Origin of the sequence: Bacillus cereus group sp. MYBK227-1 (assembly GCF_051916325.1) — a bacterium.
Lineage (GTDB): Bacteria > Bacillota > Bacilli > Bacillales > Bacillaceae_G > Bacillus_A > Bacillus_A cereus.
Genome location: NZ_JBQAGK010000001.1, coordinates 713,575 through 731,195, shown reverse-complemented (window position 1 = coordinate 731,195; position 17,621 = coordinate 713,575). Strand labels below are relative to the sequence as shown.

The window sequence follows — 17,621 nt, the reverse complement described above, 5'->3', positions numbered from 1 at the left end:
TAGAATGAGCATGCTTCTTCTTATACTTCTTCCTACAGAGTAGTTAATTGTTCAAAAGGTTCGGATATGACACCGATACCTTATCATCATCTTCTATTGTACCGCTTTCTTTTATGACCGTGCAAATAACTTCTCTCACTAATTATCAAGCCATACAAACCGTGGTTTACAGAATAACTTAATTAGCAGTCTTCAACCTTTATTTTGAATGCGATAAAAAAGGCTCCTATAATAGGAGCCTTCACAATCTCTTAAGAATATGTTTCTTCTTTCTGTACTTGCTCATTTACAAGCTCTTTCAGTAACTCTATAATTTCATCATTTTCTTCCTTCAAACCGACAGTAATACGAATACCATCATCGATACCAAATGCAGCACCAGAACGAACGATATATCCTTTTTTCATTAATCGTTCGAAAGCTTCATTACCTGGTATACCGAGTTTTAAGAAAATGAAATTTGTTTGAGATGGATAATAGAATACGTTATATTCTTTACAAAATGCATAATACTGATTTAAACCTTCAGCATTCTTTTGCACACAATCTTGTAAAAAAGCTTGATCTTCTAATGCAGCGAGTGCTACAGATTGGGCTACAGTTGATGTATTGAATGGTAACCTAGCTACTTCTAGCTGTCCGATTAACTTCGCATCCCCAATCGCATATCCGATACGAAAAGCAGCTAAACCATATGCTTTTGAAAACGTGCGTAAAACCATAAGATTTTCATACTTTTCAAGAAGTGGTAATGTTTGCGGATAGTCTTCTGCTTCCGCGTATTCATAATATGCTTCGTCCATAATAACGAGAGCCGACTTAGGAACTGATTCTAAAAATGAAAGTAATTTTTGTTTCTCAACATATGTACCTGTTGGATTATTCGGATTACAAATCCATACAATTTTCGTTTTCTCATCTACTTGCTCTAGCATTGCATCTAAATCGTGAATACCATCTTTAAGTGATACTTCACGAACTTCTGCTCCTTCAATAACAGCATGGTGATGATATTGTGAAAACGTAGGATTCGCCATTACAACGTTTGTTCCTTCATGTAGTAACGCTCGGCTAATCATTTGAATGACTTCATCTAATCCACTACCAAATAGTAGTTGTTCTGCTTTTACACCTAAATGTTCCGCTATTTTTGTCCGAAGTTCAAAGGCATATCCATCTGGATAAAGGGCATATTGGCTCGCTAAAGAAGTTAATGCTTCTGTCACACGTGCTGAGCAACCGAATGGATTTTCGTTGGATGCTAATTTCACAATTTTTGATAAACCATATTCTCGTTTTACTTCTTCAATGTTTTTCCCAGGCACATACGCTCTCAAAGTTAACAATTGCTCTTTCACTCTCATTTTTCTTCCCCCAGTCATTTCATTCAATTTGATTACAATACGGTTATAGCCCCTTACTGTAATCTTTTGTCATAACCGTCACTATTACGAGAATACCTCTAAATGAGCACTTCACAGCACTTCGCTATCATTTTAAACCATATCTTTTTGAAATGCCTCTAACGCAATATGAACAGTCTCATCTGAAATAGATACGACATTCACTACCCCATATTCCTGCATAAGCACCATATGAATTGCTCCTGCATTTGCTTTCTTATCTTGTTTCATCAATTGAACGAGGCGCTCTACATTCAAATCTCCTGGCATTTTTGGATAGCCGTATTTCAAGAACCACTGCTTCATATCTTCATAAGCAAGATCAACCTTGTACACTTGCTCACTTAAAAATATGGCGAATAACATTCCAACCGCTACACCGTCACCGTGAGTAATATTTCCATACCCTAGCTCTTTTTCAAGAGCATGTCCTAACGTATGTCCAAAATTCAAATGAGCACGTACACCCTTCTCTGTTTCATCTTGTGACACAACATTTGCCTTTACAGGAATCGCCTTCGTTAATATATGGATTAACTTCTCATCATGAAGATCCGCTAATGTTTGCACTTCTTCTTTTAACCAATGGTATAGCTCCACATCACCGATAAGAGCATGCTTTATCACCTCTGCATAACCTGAACGCCACTCTTTTTCAGGAAGAGACTGTAAAAACGGTGTATGATATACAACTGCTTCTGGCTGATGGAATGCACCAATCATATTTTTACCTAACGGATGGTTAATCGCTACTTTCCCACCCACTGCGCTATCGTGCGCTAATAAAGTTGTCGGAACCTGCACAAAGCGAATACCACGCATAAACGATGCAGCAACAAAACCAGCTAAATCTCCAATCATTCCGCCTCCAAGTGCAAGAATTAAAGAATTTCTATCTAATTTATTTTCAAGAGCTGACGTATGAGCCGCATAGAAATTTTCGAAAGACTTCTCTTTTTCGCCACTTGGTACAACAAACGAAAACACGTGCTGCTCTACTTGTAATGCATCGATAACTGTCTGTAAATGTAGTGATGCAACAGCTTCATCTGAAATAATCATTACGTTAGATACCGCTGGCTGCATATTCTGAACGATCGTTGTTAAGTTTGACAACACTTCTTTACCAACATGTACATCATATTCTTTTGATTTCGTTTGAATATGTATGTTTCCCATTAAAATCCCCTCGCATATTCATTATGTTTCTCAATATTTTCACGAATTAGTTCCATACGATCTAATCCGAATTGTTCTATTAAAGCTGTCGCTAATTCCCAAGCCACAACCGCTTCTGCAACGACACTAGCTGCTGGCACTGCACAACTATCTGAACGTTCAATGCTCGCTGTAAAAGGCTCTTTCGTATCAATATCTACACTTTGAAGAGGTTTATAAAGTGTAGGTATCGGTTTCATCACACCGCGCACAACAATTGGCATTCCAGTCGTCATACCGCCTTCTAATCCACCTGCATTATTTGTTCTTCGTGTATATCCATGCTCCTCATTCCACAGAATTTCATCATGAACTTCACTTCCTGGTCTATGCGCTGCTTCAAAACCAATTCCAATCTCGACACCTTTAAAAGCATTAATACTCATAATTGCAGCTGCTAATTTCGCATCCAGTTTTCGATCATAATGCACGTAGCTACCTACTCCAATTGGCATCCCTTCCACAATTACTTCAACGATTCCACCAATTGAATCACCATTTGCTTTCGCATCATCAATCGCTTTCATCATTTGGTTACCAGCTTCGTCATCTAAGCAACGTACAGGAGATGCTTCGGTAATACTCTTTAATTCTTCAATTGAACTATACGTAATCTCCTTAGCTTGTACACCGCCAATTTCAATTACATGGCCCGCTACTTTAATACCAAGTTCTGCTAACACCTTTTTAGCAACCGCACCAGCAGCAACACGCACCGTCGTTTCGCGCGCTGACGAACGTTCCAGTACATTCCTCATATCTCTATGACCATATTTAATCGCACCATTTAAATCAGCATGCCCAGGCCTTGGTTTTGTCACTTTCCTTTTCATCTCTTTTTCTTCTTGCTCAGTTAAAGGCTCCGCCCCCATAATTTTTGTCCAGTGTGCAAAATCACGATTTTCAACAACAAGTGCAATAGGGGAACCTAATGTTTCTCCATGTCTAACACCACTTAAAATTTGCACTTGATCCGTTTCAATTTGCATGCGTCTACCGCGCCCATATCCCTTTTGCCTTCTAGCTAACTCTTCGTTTATATCATCTGCTACTAAAGACAATCCTGCCGGAACACCTTCTATAATCGTTGTAAGTTGTGGACCATGAGATTCACCAGCTGTAATATATCGCATACGTTATTCCTCTTTTCGTATATGTATTTATCTCACTATATTAACTTTTATCATTCTAAAAATATTAAAGAAATTATATCATAAATCGACCATTTTCTTATTCTATATTTCCGATAGTCCTAATTTAAATATCAACATATCATAACAGTTCAAACTTCGTAACTAACTGAAAATAAAAAAAGTGCAAGAAGAATACCCCTATTCTCCTTGCACTTTTTACTATTATCACAGTGATTAAAGCGTTTACAAATTATTTCAAAATAATTAGTAAATCCATTCATTCATTAATTTTGAGTAGTCAACTAATTCTTCTTCTTTAAAGAAAATAGCAATCTCGCGCTCTGCGCTTTCTAAAGAATCAGAACCATGGATAATGTTTTTCGCAACAGTTACACCGAAATCTCCACGAATTGTTCCAGGAGCTGCTTCATGTGGTCTTGTTTTCCCCATCATGTTACGAGCTGTATCTACTACACCTTCACCTTGCCATACCATTGCGAATACAGGTCCAGATGTAATAAAGTCTACTAACTCACCAAAGAAAGGTTTTTCCTTATGCTCAGCGTAGTGTTGTCCAGCAATTTCTGGAGTGACTTGCATTAATTTTGCACCAACTAATTGAAAGCCTTTTTTCTCAAAACGAGCTACAATTTCCCCAATGAAGGCACGTTGTACACCGTCTGGTTTTACCATTAGAAATGTTTTTTCCATAAAAAATCTCTCCACTTCTGAATTATGTATGTAATTGTATATCCCCACACACATATTATCACCCTTATCACAATTGTGCAATAGTTTTGAAATAGAGAGATTATTTTATTTTTTAGAATAAACCTTAAAATTTTCGTTTTCCAATATACTTTGCAACATTTTGTAATGCGTACTTTGCTTTTCCACGTGGGAGTGGTTTTATTATTTCTAAAGCTTTATGTAAATAACGTTCACTAAACGCAAATGCTTGATCAATTGCTGTACTATTTTTTACAGCATCAATAATTTCTTGCATTTCACTTGCTGTTGAATTTTCATGTACAGATGTGATTTTCTGACGAAGTACGGGATCTTCCATCGCATATAAAGCAGGAAGTGTAATATTCCCTTGTAGTAAATCCCCACCAGCAGGTTTTCCAAGTTTCTCTTCTGTAGAAACGAAGTCTAAAATGTCATCAATAATTTGATAAGACATTCCTACAAAATACCCATACCAAAATAGACGATTTACCGTATCACGATTAGCACCAGCAGCAATCGCTCCCAATTGACAACTCGCGGCAATTAATAATGCTGTTTTTCGCTTTATTCTTCTTAAATACGTTCTTAAATTTTGGTCATAATTGTATTTATCTTTAATTTGTTCAATTTCACCTTTACAGACTTCTAAAATAGTATGTGATAACGCTTGATGTGCCTCTGGAATTTCAATATTGGTTATACATTCAAGAGACTTAGCGAACAGATAGTCCCCTGTATACATCGCAATACGATCTCCCCATTTCGCATTCACAGTCGCACTGCCGCGTCGTAAAAATGCAGCATCAATAACATCATCGTGAACAAGAGAAGCCATATGAATAAGTTCTAACGCAACAGCAACATGCTTAATCGCATCTAACTTATAATCTCCAAATTTCCCTGCAAGCAACACAAATACAGGACGAATTCGTTTCCCACCAGCTTCAATAAGCTGTAATGCTGCCTCTTCTACTAATGGCTGTTCAGAAGCGACTGTCTTTTTTAATTCTTTTTCTATCACATTAATATCCGATCGTAAAAAAGAGTACATAAGTTGTAACTTCATATTGTTCACCTTAACCTAAAACTTCTTTTTTCTATTTTGATTCTGGTTTAATTCCTAAATGCATTGCTGCTACCCCAAAAGTAAATGGTTTCACTTGCACACGTTCAAGTCCAGCTTGCTCAAACATTTGAGCCAATTCTTTCATCCCTGGGAACGTACTAGCAGATTCTTGAAGCCATGAATATTCTTTATAACTTTTCGCAAACATCTTTCCAAATAACGGCATGATATATTTAAAGTATAAAATATACCCTTGTCGAAAACCAATCATTGTTGGTTGAGATGTTTCTAAACAGATTACTTTTCCACCTGGTTTTACTACACGCGTCATTTCTTTTAATACGTGCATATAATCCGGTACGTTACGTAAACCAAACCCAATCGTCACATAATCAAACGTATTATCTTCAAACGGAAGTTCCATTGCATTCCCATGTAGAAGTTCTACTTGTTTTAATTGTAACGCTTCTACCTTTTGCTTACCAACAGATAACATATTTTCACTGAAGTCTAAGCCAACAACCTTTCCTTGCTCACCTACGGCTCCAGCTAGCGCAATTGTCCAATCTGCGGTTCCACAGCATACATCAAGCGCTTGACTGCCTGGTTGTACATCCATAATTCGCATCGTTTCTTTCCGCCACGCTTTATGTCTTTGAAAACTAATTACAGAATTCATCACATCGTATTTATCAGAAATCTTTTCAAATACGTCATGTACTCTTTCTTCTTTTGATTGTTGCATGCTCGTACCTTCTTCCAATGTAAAATTGCTTATGTCTTCTATTTATTCCTTAACACAGAATTTATTTCATTTATGTCTGTGTGATTTTCTAAAAATTGTTTTTCTTTCTTTCTCAATTCCTTCATCCAACCATTAATCACTACTTCTGCTTTATCCCCTAAAGCATCTTGCATAGCTTGAAAAACAGGTGAATGTTGCTTATCAGCATACAATTGAATTTCTTTTTGAAGGCGATTTCCACCTAATACGTATGTGATAAATGGCTTCCAATGTGATAACTGAAAATGATCACATGTTTTTTGAAGGAGCGCAGACTCAATCGTTACTATGCTTTTCATTATGTCATCCGTCGTTTCATGCGCTTTTTGGTATAACATAATTTTGTGTTCATTTATCTCTTTAATTCCTTCAGCAAGTGCACGAATTAAAACAATATCACGATTCATAGACAATAAATAATAATATAGTCCACTATAGTAATCGCCTGCAAGTACTGTTAATTGACGACATTTATGGAATTCAATCTCTTCCTCGCCTGCTTTATTTGATACCCTTTCATGCGTATCAAGCGCAATTTGTACAAGCATAATTGTTACTACGTAATGCTCAATTTGTTCTATATGTAAGTTTGCACTCTTTAAAGCACCATATAACAATGCTATCTTTTCTTCATCAATAAATGGTTCTTCAATATAGTTTATAAAATAAGGATGGCGTAATTTCTCCATCAATTTTTCTTTTATACCCGCATACCCTCCGTAGATGTCACACACAAAAAATCACCCTTGTTTTCTAATTCATAAAACTTATTATAACACATACACTCTATTTTCTATAACCAAAACTTGGCTACACCTACCATTCATGTAAGCAATCTTTCTAATCTCACTCTGTCTAGTTAAAACTATATCATTTATTTACTAAAAAAAAAAAGAAAAGCAGTTTCCCGCTTTTCTTTACTTCGTTTTAATAAACGATAAAATTTCACTGCGCGCTGCAGCATCATTTTCAAGCACACCACGCACTGCTGTCGTTACTGTTTTCGCACCTGGTTTTTTCACACCACGCATCGTCATACACATATGTTCTGCTTCTACTACTACCATTACACCATGAGGCTCTAGTACTTCCATAATAGAGTTCGCTACTGTTGATGTAATACGTTCTTGCAGTTGTGGGCGACGTGCAATTGTATCTACGGTACGAGCTAATTTACTTAACCCTGTTACCTTTCCACCTTGCGGAATATATGCAACGTGAGCAACTCCATAGAATGGTACCAAATGATGCTCACACATCGAATAAAATGGTATATCTTTTACTAGTACAAGCTCTTCGTGATCTTCTCCGAATACTTTATGCAAATGCTCTTTCGGATCTTCATGCATACCTGAGAACACTTCTGCGTACATTTTTGCAACACGCTTTGGTGTATCAAGTACTCCCTCACGATTTGGGTCATCCCCAATCGCCTCTAAAATAAGGCGTACTGCATGTTCAATTTGTTCTAAATTAACTTTTGCCATCCGCTAGCCCTCCCGAAAACCTAAAAGTGATACGAACACATTCTAGCATATTTATGTTTTTAAAAGCAAAAAGAAGAGTTCCCAAAAAGGAAACTCTTCTTCCCTGTTAATATGTAAGGATTATTTAACCGCATCTTTTAACGCTTTACCAGGTTTGAATGCAGGTACTTTACTTGCAGCGATTTCAATCTCCTCACCTGTTTGTGGGTTACGACCTTTACGAGCCGCACGCTCACGAACTTCGAAGTTACCGAATCCGATCAGTTGTACTTTATCACCTTGTTTTAAAGCTTCTAAGATAGAATCAAAAACAGCGTCTACTGCTTTTGTTGCGTCCTTTTTAGAAAGGGAACTTGCTTCTGCAACAGCATTGATTAAATCTGTCTTGTTCATGCCATTCACCTCCTCCCAAAGATAAGACTGTATAATGATCATAAAATGAGTCTTACTTTCATTTGTAGGCAATTTTTGCAAATTCTATACTACAAAGATGTAGATAAATCATTATCAACGCCTATATTATACGATTCTCCTTTATAATTCAATATTTTTAAGGAAATTGTTACTCTTAAAATGTGAAAATCTGATGAAACTTGACAATTTACAACAATGTATTAGATAATGACTGTTTATTTTTCTATTTTATAATCAAAAAAACAAAAAATCCCTCTACAATGAGAGGGATTTTTTCTTATAGTATAATCGCAATTAATCCGCCAGATCCTTCATTAATAATTCTTTCTAGCGTTTCTTTTAATTTATATCTAGCATTTTCTGGCATTAAAGATAATTTCGCCTGAATTCCTTCTCGAACAATCGAGCTAAGTGAACGTCCAAATATATCAGAATTCCAAATTGATAACGGGTCATCTTCAAAATCTTGCATTAAATAACGAACTAATTCTTCACTTTGCTTTTCAGTACCAATAATCGGCTCAAACGTTGACTCTACATCTACTTTAATCATATGAATAGATGGCGCTACCGCTTTTAACTTCACACCAAACCTTGAACCGTGACGAATAATTTCTGGCTCATCTAAGCTCATATCCGCTAATGCAGGTGCTGCTACACCATATCCTGTTTGCTTAACCATACGCAGTGCATCCGCCACTTGATCGTACTCTATTTTCGCATGAGATAAATCGAGCATAAGCTTTAACAAATGATCTTTCCCTCGAATTTCTACTCCTACTACTTCTTTTAAAATCTGATCATATAATTCATCTGGCGCATATAAATCAATCTCCGCCACACCTTGCCCCATATCAATGCCAGCTAGGCTCGCTCGATCAATAAATTCATATTGACTAAACTGCCAAACAACGCGATCCACATCACGAAGACGTTTTATATCCTTCACAGTTTCTTGAACTGCTTCTTGATAACTTTGACGCAACCAATGCCCTTCATTTAGCACCATTACCCAACTCGGAAGGTTCACATTCACTTCTAATACAGGGAATTCAAATAGCGCTTCACGAAGTACATTATATACATCTGTTTCTCTTAAACTCTCCACACTCATTGCAATAACCGGGATATCATATTCTTCTGATAAACTTTGGCGTAATTGCTCTGTATCTGGATGATACGGCTGTACCGTATTAATTATCATAATGAAAGGTTTTCCTACTTCTTTCAACTCATTTACAACGCGTTCTTCTGCCTCTATATAATCTCTTCTTGGAATTTCACCAATTGTTCCATCTGTTGTAATTACAACACCAATTGTTGAATGTTCTTGAATTACTTTACGCGTGCCGATTTCTGCAGCTTCATGGAATGGAATAGGTTCTTCATACCAAGGGGTATTAATCATACGCGGGCCATTCTCATCTTCATAGCCCTTCGCTCCAGGAACCGTATATCCAACACAATCTACTAATCGAATATTCACTTCAAGTCCTTCATCTACTTCGATAGAAACCGCTTGGTTTGGAACAAACTTCGGTTCCGTCGTCATAATTGTACGACCAGCAGCACTTTGAGGCAATTCATCCTGCGCTCTTTGACGGTCAGACTCATTCTCAATATTTGGAATAACTACAAGTTCCATAAATTTTTTAATGAATGTTGATTTCCCTGTTCGAACAGCTCCTACAACTCCAAAATAAATATCACCGCCTGTTCGTTCTGCAATATCTTTAAAAATATCTACCTTTTCCAAGTGATTCCCTCCCTCAAAATTTTTGGGAATAATTCCGCGTTTATAGTCAACTAATACCTTCTCTAACGTTGCCTATAATATCTGATATAATATAATGGTATTCTAGAAGTTCGGACAATATATCATATAATTTTGTCCAATTTCATATGACTATTAAAAAATATCTTTTGTTTGCATCGTAAGTTGTATAACATAAAAAACCTTTCTTCTAGAACTTATTCACTAAAAGAAAGGTTCATGACTTATCATTTTAAAAAAATTGGTTCTCCGTCCTTTACTGTGTACGGTAAAGAATAAGCTGGTACAAACGGGGAACCTTTCGAAAGTATATTTCGAATATCTTCTCCCTCTGTAAACTGCCCTTCATTTTTTTTCAAAGCGTCATATAGGTCGATTCTATAATCAACAAAAACTTCTCCTTTTTCATTAATTACAAAAGGAAGTCCTTTACCAGAATATGGACTTGTCACTTGTGGCACATCTTTATATCCTAGTTTTTTGAAATCCAATTCATATACACCATCTGAAATTACTTTTTTAAAAGGTGGATATTGATGTTCATCACGATACATCCTAAGCTTTAAAGATAGTTCCTGAATTTGTTCAGCCATCCTAACATCAATTAACTTTACTGTCGGATTTGTTTCAACGTCTATTAATACGTATTGATATACTCCTCCACTTTCATACGCATTCCCTGGCGCTTCTTGTATGTAACGCGGGGCAATCTGTTGAAAATCGATTGGATACTTTTGATAAATAGGTGTACTCATATCCCTCGTCTTAATTGGCAATATCCCATCATTTTGCTCCTTAAATGTCACAACAGCTTTTTGAACAACCTGTAGCTGATCTTCATAAGGAACCGCATTTTGCTTCATATTTTCTTTCGGATACAGACACCCCGTTAAAAGGCTCATACAACAAAATATTAAAATAATATGGAATTTTTTCACTAGCATCACCTTTTCATACTAATCTAATTTGCTCCGTATGTAGTATTTTCGAGACCATTCCATTTACTGCTGTACAGGTCCACTAAATACAACAAGAAAAATAACAATTCCTGACACAATCATAAGGGTGTACGCTACTAACGCTGTAATCCCTTTCAAAAATTTATTCTTTATTCTATGTCTACTTAATAAAATAAAACTTACTGCAAAAAACATAAATCCAATTGCCCCTAAAGCCAGCCACATTTTCATAAGCCCTTCTGACATATATACACCCCCTTTTATTAATCTATTTTTATACTATTTTAACAAATTAAAATCTTTAAACAAATACAAAAAGAACATTTTACTACAAATCGCGAGTATGTAACTTTAATCAATAGGTTTTCCAGCATTTCTCACCAATCTAGGCAAAAATAAAACCGAAGCGATTGTATCTCTCGCTTCGGTTGACCAAATATGCCCAAAAACAGCTCTATTCCCATTCTTTCATGGCTATCATATGCAATCTCCAAACTCTTTGTTTCTCATAATTTATTTTTTAAACATTTTGCTTAACGAACCAAAATCTGTTGGCATATTATTATTAATAATCGCTTTTACAATTTGATCCTCTTGCTCTTTCGGCACTTCACGTCCCGCCATAAGAGCCACTTGATGAATTAATTGACGAAGTACAGTTTCATCACGTAAATTCGCATTTTGCACGGATGATGCTAATTTAAAAATATCCTCTTTATTTACTTTCGCTTCCTTCTCAATATTATTAAAAATATTATTATCCATTCTTTTCACCCTCTCCTCAAGTTACTCTTCATCCTATGCAAAAATGAAAAAATGGTGAAAAGACCCAAAAAATAAAAAAGCGACAGAAGTACAAATGTACTTCTGTCGCTTTTCTTTACAGTAAATCAGGTATAGCTTCCACTTCATGTTTTCGAACACGTCCCATCAATGAGCCTACTGCATCTTTTACGTTATTCCCATTGAACAGCACGTCATATAAAGCAGCTGTAATCGGCATTTCAACTTCCATTTTCTCTGCCAATTCATGAGCAGCTTTCGTTGTTCTTACACCTTCCACAACCATACCCATGCTTTCTAACACTTCTTCTAAAGAGTGTCCTTTTCCAAGCATATTTCCAGCGCGCCAATTTCGGCTATGAACACTTGTACAAGTTACAATTAAGTCTCCCATACCAGTTAGACCAGCAAACGTTAACGGATTCCCGCCCATTTTTCTTCCTAAACGAGCAATCTCTGTTAAACCACGTGTCATCAATGCCGCCTTTGCATTATCACCTAATCCAAGACCATCAGTTATACCAGCAGCTAATGCGATAATATTTTTTAACGCACCACCAAGTTCAACTCCAACGATATCTGGATTTGTGTATACACGAAAATAACTATTCATAAATAAATCTTGTACTTCCTCAGCCGCTTCCATACGCTTTGCTGCAGACGTAACTGTTGTCGCTTGTCGTAAACCGACTTCTTCAGCATGACTCGGTCCAGACAGTACAACAACATCTTTAATTAAGTGCTCTGGAATTTCTTCCTCAATCACTTCCGAAATACGTTTTGACGTACCAGGTTCAATTCCTTTGCTCGCATGAATCCAAGTAATTGGTTCAGTAACAATTTCTTTCATCTCTTGTAATACATCTCTGTACGCTTTCGTTGGTACTACTAGCAGTACTGTATTTACATCTACTAATGCTTCTTCTAAAGAAGAGTAGGCTACGATTGTGCTTGGCAATGTAATGCCTGGGAGATATCGACTATTCTCATGTTTCGTATTAATTTCATCCATAAGTTCTGGGCGATTTCCCCAAATACGTACATCATGTCCATTGTCAGCTAATACCATCGCTAACGCTGTTCCCCAGCTACCTGCTCCTACTACTGTGATTTTTGTCATAAAATCACATCCTCTCCATTAGTCTCTTGCTCTAGCGATAATGTGAATCGGCGTTCCTACGAAGCCAAATGATTCACGTAAGCGATTCTTTAAGAAACGCTCATATGAGAAGTGCAATAATTCTGGATCGTTTACAAACACAACAAATGTCGGTGGTTTTACCGCAACTTGTGTTGCATAGAAAATTTTCAGACGGCTACCATTATGAGTTGGCGTCGGATTCATCGCTACCGCATCCATAATTACATCGTTTAATACGTTCGTTTGAATACGGATACTATGACTTTCATTTACCTCATCGATAACCGGTATTAATGTTTGTGTACGTTTTCTCGTTTTTGCAGATAAGAAAACAATTGGTGCGTATTCTAAGAATTGGAAATGAGCACGGATATTTTCTTCAAATGCTTTCATTGTTTTTTCGTCTTTTTTCACTGCATCCCATTTATTTACAACGATAACAACAGCTCGCCCTGAATCATGAGCATATCCAGCGATTTTTTTATCTTGCTCAATAATTCCTTCTTCACCATCTAAAACGACTAAAACAACGTCAGAACGTTCAATCGCTCTTAGCGCACGAAGTACACTATATTTTTCTGTACTTTCATACACTTTTCCTTTTTTACGCATACCAGCTGTATCAATAATTACATAATCTTTTCCATCTTTACTATATGGTGTATCGACAGCATCACGAGTTGTTCCTGCTACATTACTAACAATTACACGCTCTTGACCAAGAAGAGCATTTACAAGTGATGATTTCCCTACGTTTGGACGTCCAATTAAAGAGAAACGAATTGTGTCTTCATCATATCCGTCTTCTTCAATCTTTGGAAAATGTTGTGCAGCTTCGTCTAGTAAGTCACCTAACCCTAATCCGTGTGTACCTGAAATTGGGAATGGTTCGCCAAATCCTAATGCATAAAAGTCATAAATGTCACTGCGCATTTCCGGATTGTCTACTTTATTTACTGCAAGTACAACCGGTTTATTTGAACGATATAAAATTTTTGCAACTTCTTCATCAGCTGCTGTTACACCGTCACGACCGTTTGTCATAAAAATGATAACATCCGCTTCATCAATTGCTACTTCAGCTTGTTGACGAATTTGTGTCAAAAACGGCTCGTCTCCAATATCAATTCCGCCCGTATCAATAATGTTAAATTCATGATTTAACCATTCTCCAGCGCTATAAATACGATCGCGCGTTACACCTGGAATATCTTCTACGATTGAAACTCTTTCTCCAACAATTCTATTGAAAATAGTAGATTTCCCTACGTTCGGGCGACCTACTATCGCTATTACTGGTTTCGGCATATACTTTCATCCTTTCAACTTGCTTCTGTTTATTATGTAAAAAACCCTTCTTTGTGCAAGAAGGGATTTGCATTCCAGAATATTTCTCAACGTATCAAAACACCTCACATTATAACACACGTTGCTAATGTTTCACAATAATATATACATTCTCTTGTAAGCGATGTGCTATACCATCTAAAATTGCTTCTAAATTATTTGCAACAAATTCTAGTTCCTCCGTCGATTCGCAAACGAATAAAGGAGCACCACCTGCAAATTTTTCTGGAGTCGTTGTTATAACTGCCAGAATAACACTTTCTAACATCATCTCTTATCTCCCCTTCCTTTTGGGGCTTCCGATGACATATGGACAGCACTTTCTAACGTTGGTACATTTCCTATGACACCTATCGCTTTCTCTGCATCTTGATCTTGCGGCAGGACAAAAATCCCAACCCTGCCATCCTCTAAATCACGCTTTGCTAACGGTACAAGCGCTGGTGTACCAGAATCTCTATAAATCCCTAACGCTACTGAAACATCGTGTAAAATAGCTTGTCGTTGCCCTAAATTTGAGATTGTAACCATCGCATCAATTGATTTCGGCTTTAAAATAAAACCCATACCATATTTCATAATTTCTTCTTGTCTTGCTGGCAATCCAATATTCATAATGTAAATATTGTCAATATAAAGCCCCGCTCCTTCAAAACGAAGCGGAACGTGCTCAATTTCAACAAGATCATGTAGCCTTTTACCAGACATTAATTTTTTCGCGATAAAAAATGCGATTATAGCCATAATTACTCCTGCAATCCATGAACGGAATCCTATATACGCAAACGTCGTTGCAAACGACGTTAACATTGCCAAATAGTTGCGACTTTCAAAAACCAATGCAATTCCTTCAATGTATGTATTTCCACGCGGTACGAGCTCATACCCATCTAATTGTTGAAGCGTATTTCTTTCCATATTACGTACATCACGAAATTGTGTCGCTGCTAATGTAAGAAATGTAATGGCAGAAAAATCTTTTTTCAAAATAGACGGGATTGCAATCGCTCCTAAAGCAGCTGCAATTAACCCCATTGCAATATGAATAATTTTCCCATGTAGCCTCGTCGGATATTGCCGCGTATCCGTCCGAAGCATTAGCACCCTTGTAACTGTCCCCGCTATTACGCCGCATAAAATGGCTGGTGTATATTCAGTCATGTATTACCCTCGCCTTTCTTTTACGTGTTTTTCTCTTAAACCGTTCCATGTATACTGATGCTTTTGCAATCCAAAACAATATTGCCATGAATAATGTAGAAATGGCGACGATATCAAAAAATGCTAAACTACCGTAATCATATGGAAAATTCAATTTCCTAAAAATAAATGTCACTAGCAGCTCTCCTTGTAACATCCCTACATATAGAGAACATAATCGTAATATGCGATCCCCATGCAATAACACCGATGCATACACAAGAGCACTACTTAGCAGAAACACTCTATCCACCACAATCCAAATCGGATCATATATTTCTAACAGATGAAAACTTGTATATAACATTGCAATAATAAGTGCTGAAAGTAAGCTATACAATTTTTTCCAGACGGAATATAGCGTGATCCCTATAAAAGAAATAATACAAAGTAAAAGAGCATTTACTGATACCACGAATGAGGCAATCGTTACATGTAACGGAGAGCAAATTATAAAAATCAGTATACAAGCGCCTAACTTCCACCGGATAGGGTCCTTTTTCATAAAAAAGGTTACAATGATCCACCCTATCCAAGCTACAAAATAAAAAGTACTTCCATCCATCAACTTCACCTCCTATGTTTTCCATTATGGGAACTTTTTATGAAAGTTAATCCACTTTATTTACGCATAGTTTTTTCTTATAACAGCAACACTTTTAACAAGGAGGTGTTATTCATTATGGGTAAAGATCGCCAAGAACGAAAACTACGAGAATCACGCCGCGTTGAATCCGATCGTGATCAATCACTACAATATCCAGGTGCAACTGGACTTGATACACCAGAACAGGCTCGAAAACAAAACCAGCACTAATTAATACAAAAAGACGGTTTCTATATTGTACGAAACCGTCTTTTACATAATCAGTTTAATGATTTCTATTTATATCGAAATAATATTTCGCATACTATATCTTCCCATTACTTCTTTTTACCTTCACCTATTCCCATTAAAAATTAAGTTCTCTCCAGTAATTCGACAACACACCATCTACATTTTTCAACCCTTTTTCAATTACAATTTTTACGAAATTATATTTTTATATAATACTAATTCCATTCTCCACTTTATATTACGAAAAAGAATAGAACAAAAAAAATCAACCGAATGGTTGATTTTTTATCTCCTACTATAATGCGCAGTATCAATACCACGCTGCATTAACCAATGATATGTTTCACCCTTTACAACAAGAGGTACAGATTGCAACTCTTCTATCGTCTTCGCACCAAGAGCTGTCATTATAAATTTCAAATCTGTATGTAGAAGCTCAATTTCATCTACTAACTTCTCGATACCATCTTGCATTAAAATACGTAAAAAATAACCAGCAAACGCAGTTGTATTCGCCCCTAATGCGATTGCTTTCGCTACGTCAAGCGCTGTTTGTATACCCCCAGATGCAATAAAAGAGAGGTTATTATTTGTAGAGGTTGCTTCAATAATCGAGGTTGCTGTTTGTATGCCCCAGTTATTAAAATAAGAAAGCATTCGCTGTCTTCTTTCGTTTTCAACAGCAGCAAAATTCGTACCACCTTGCCCACCAATATCAATTGCTGTTACACCTACGTTCACTAACTGTTGCATTGTTTCCTTACTCATCCCAAATCCAACTTCTTTTACAATGATAGGAACTTTACTATTTAAAACAATTTTCTCAATGCGCTGAAGTACTCCAGTAAAATCACGGTCTCCTTCTGGCATCGTTAACTCTTGTATGACATTTAAATGAATTTGTAATGCATTCGCTTCAATCATATCAACGGCGCGCTCTGCCTGCTCGATAGTTGCCTCACTACCTAAATTAGCAAAGAAAATACCATTTGGGTTTACCTTTCTAATCACCTTATAAGAAGCAGCTTCACTTTCATCTTTTAACGCCGCCATTTGCGAACCTACAGCCATAGCAAGGTTATGATGTTTCGCTACATATGCTAATTGCTCATTAATATGTAACGTTTTCTCTCCCCCACCACCAGTCATCGCATTGATAAAAATCGGCGAACTTAGTGAAAGTTCGCCGATTTTTGTTTCACATGTTATTGTGTCATAATTTGAATTTGGCAAGCTTTGATGCACAAAATCAATATCATGAAAGCCATGCGTACGAGACTGACCAGTAGAAAGAGCGTATTCAATATGATCTAATTTACGTTTTGCCCTTACCACTTGTACC

The 17,621-nt window shown here is 36.7% G+C and carries 20 protein-coding genes; 1 reads left to right on the top strand and 19 read right to left on the bottom strand.

Going from position 1 to position 17,621, the window contains the following annotated elements; genetic code table 11:
- Window positions 1-251: 251 nt before the first annotated feature.
- From hisC to ACTFRM_RS03915, 18 genes are all read right to left on the bottom strand, one after another.
- Window positions 252-1,364: a histidinol-phosphate transaminase gene (gene hisC / locus ACTFRM_RS04000; RefSeq protein WP_001264019.1), complete on the bottom strand. Its 1,113-nt coding sequence runs from the start codon at window positions 1,362-1,364 to the stop codon at window positions 252-254.
- A gap of 132 nt (window positions 1,365-1,496) precedes the next feature.
- Entirely contained in the window at window positions 1,497-2,582 is a 1,086-nt protein-coding gene (aroB, locus tag ACTFRM_RS03995; protein ID WP_000526819.1) for a 3-dehydroquinate synthase, read from the bottom strand.
- Window positions 2,582-3,754: a chorismate synthase gene (aroC, locus tag ACTFRM_RS03990; RefSeq protein WP_001269384.1), complete on the bottom strand. Its 1,173-nt coding sequence runs from the start codon at window positions 3,752-3,754 to the stop codon at window positions 2,582-2,584. The genes aroB and aroC overlap by 1 nt, the downstream gene beginning before the upstream one ends.
- A gap of 264 nt (window positions 3,755-4,018) precedes the next feature.
- Window positions 4,019-4,465 carry a nucleoside-diphosphate kinase gene (ndk, locus tag ACTFRM_RS03985; protein WP_000415883.1) on the bottom strand — a complete coding sequence of 149 codons (447 nt, stop codon included), beginning with the start codon at window positions 4,463-4,465 and terminating at the stop codon, window positions 4,019-4,021.
- 124 nt (window positions 4,466-4,589) lie between these two features.
- Window positions 4,590-5,552, bottom strand: a complete 963-nt coding sequence (gene hepT, locus ACTFRM_RS03980; RefSeq protein ID WP_000776077.1) for a heptaprenyl diphosphate synthase component II — start codon at window positions 5,550-5,552, stop codon at window positions 4,590-4,592.
- A gap of 31 nt (window positions 5,553-5,583) precedes the next feature.
- Window positions 5,584-6,297 (bottom strand): 2-heptaprenyl-1,4-naphthoquinone methyltransferase, encoded by a 714-nt coding sequence (gene menG, locus ACTFRM_RS03975; protein ID WP_001187674.1) that lies wholly within the window; start codon window positions 6,295-6,297, stop codon window positions 5,584-5,586.
- Between the two features lie 38 nt (window positions 6,298-6,335).
- The gene (locus ACTFRM_RS03970; protein ID WP_000332847.1) at window positions 6,336-7,070 is read right to left on the bottom strand and encodes a heptaprenyl diphosphate synthase component 1; all 735 of its coding nucleotides are present in this window, start codon (window positions 7,068-7,070) and stop codon (window positions 6,336-6,338) included.
- Window positions 7,071-7,253: 183 nt separating this feature from the next.
- Window positions 7,254-7,823, bottom strand: a complete 570-nt coding sequence (gene folE / locus ACTFRM_RS03965) for a GTP cyclohydrolase I FolE (protein ID WP_001151482.1) — start codon at window positions 7,821-7,823, stop codon at window positions 7,254-7,256.
- Window positions 7,824-7,943: 120 nt separating this feature from the next.
- Window positions 7,944-8,216, bottom strand: a complete 273-nt coding sequence (locus tag ACTFRM_RS03960; protein ID WP_001043860.1) for an HU family DNA-binding protein — start codon at window positions 8,214-8,216, stop codon at window positions 7,944-7,946.
- 298 nt (window positions 8,217-8,514) lie between these two features.
- A complete protein-coding gene (gene spoIVA / locus ACTFRM_RS03955) occupies window positions 8,515-9,993 on the bottom strand; it encodes a stage IV sporulation protein A (RefSeq protein ID WP_000416519.1) in 1,479 nt (492 codons plus the stop codon).
- A gap of 245 nt (window positions 9,994-10,238) precedes the next feature.
- Complete coding sequence (locus tag ACTFRM_RS03950) at window positions 10,239-10,949, bottom strand: hypothetical protein (RefSeq protein WP_000713407.1); 711 nt, start codon at window positions 10,947-10,949, stop codon at window positions 10,239-10,241.
- Window positions 10,950-11,012: 63 nt separating this feature from the next.
- Window positions 11,013-11,216 carry a DUF2768 domain-containing protein gene (locus tag ACTFRM_RS03945; RefSeq protein ID WP_001289008.1) on the bottom strand — a complete coding sequence of 68 codons (204 nt, stop codon included), beginning with the start codon at window positions 11,214-11,216 and terminating at the stop codon, window positions 11,013-11,015.
- A gap of 267 nt (window positions 11,217-11,483) precedes the next feature.
- Window positions 11,484-11,735 carry a stage VI sporulation protein F gene (locus tag ACTFRM_RS03940; protein WP_000369754.1) on the bottom strand — a complete coding sequence of 84 codons (252 nt, stop codon included), beginning with the start codon at window positions 11,733-11,735 and terminating at the stop codon, window positions 11,484-11,486.
- 115 nt (window positions 11,736-11,850) lie between these two features.
- Window positions 11,851-12,873 carry an NAD(P)H-dependent glycerol-3-phosphate dehydrogenase gene (locus ACTFRM_RS03935; RefSeq protein ID WP_000161763.1) on the bottom strand — a complete coding sequence of 341 codons (1,023 nt, stop codon included), beginning with the start codon at window positions 12,871-12,873 and terminating at the stop codon, window positions 11,851-11,853.
- 18 nt (window positions 12,874-12,891) lie between these two features.
- Window positions 12,892-14,202: a ribosome biogenesis GTPase Der gene (der, locus tag ACTFRM_RS03930; protein WP_001125893.1), complete on the bottom strand. Its 1,311-nt coding sequence runs from the start codon at window positions 14,200-14,202 to the stop codon at window positions 12,892-12,894.
- 124 nt (window positions 14,203-14,326) lie between these two features.
- Window positions 14,327-14,512: a capping complex subunit for YIEGIA gene (locus ACTFRM_RS03925; RefSeq protein ID WP_000979059.1), complete on the bottom strand. Its 186-nt coding sequence runs from the start codon at window positions 14,510-14,512 to the stop codon at window positions 14,327-14,329.
- Entirely contained in the window at window positions 14,509-15,402 is an 894-nt protein-coding gene (locus ACTFRM_RS03920) for a YIEGIA family protein (protein WP_000141596.1), read from the bottom strand. The genes ACTFRM_RS03925 and ACTFRM_RS03920 overlap by 4 nt, the downstream gene beginning before the upstream one ends.
- A complete protein-coding gene (locus ACTFRM_RS03915; protein ID WP_000349103.1) occupies window positions 15,395-16,006 on the bottom strand; it encodes a YphA family membrane protein in 612 nt (203 codons plus the stop codon). Before ACTFRM_RS03915 ends, ACTFRM_RS03920 begins: the two co-directional genes overlap by 8 nt.
- Window positions 16,007-16,123: 117 nt before the next feature.
- Between ACTFRM_RS03915 and ACTFRM_RS03910 the strand changes: the two genes are divergently transcribed.
- Entirely contained in the window at window positions 16,124-16,258 is a 135-nt protein-coding gene (locus tag ACTFRM_RS03910) for a YpzI family protein (protein WP_000513900.1), read from the top strand.
- Between the two features lie 306 nt (window positions 16,259-16,564).
- On the opposite strand, the gene ACTFRM_RS03905 is transcribed toward ACTFRM_RS03910, so the two are convergent.
- Complete coding sequence (locus ACTFRM_RS03905) at window positions 16,565-17,614, bottom strand: type 2 isopentenyl-diphosphate Delta-isomerase (RefSeq protein WP_000251036.1); 1,050 nt, start codon at window positions 17,612-17,614, stop codon at window positions 16,565-16,567.
- Between the last annotated feature and the right edge of the window lie 7 nt (window positions 17,615-17,621).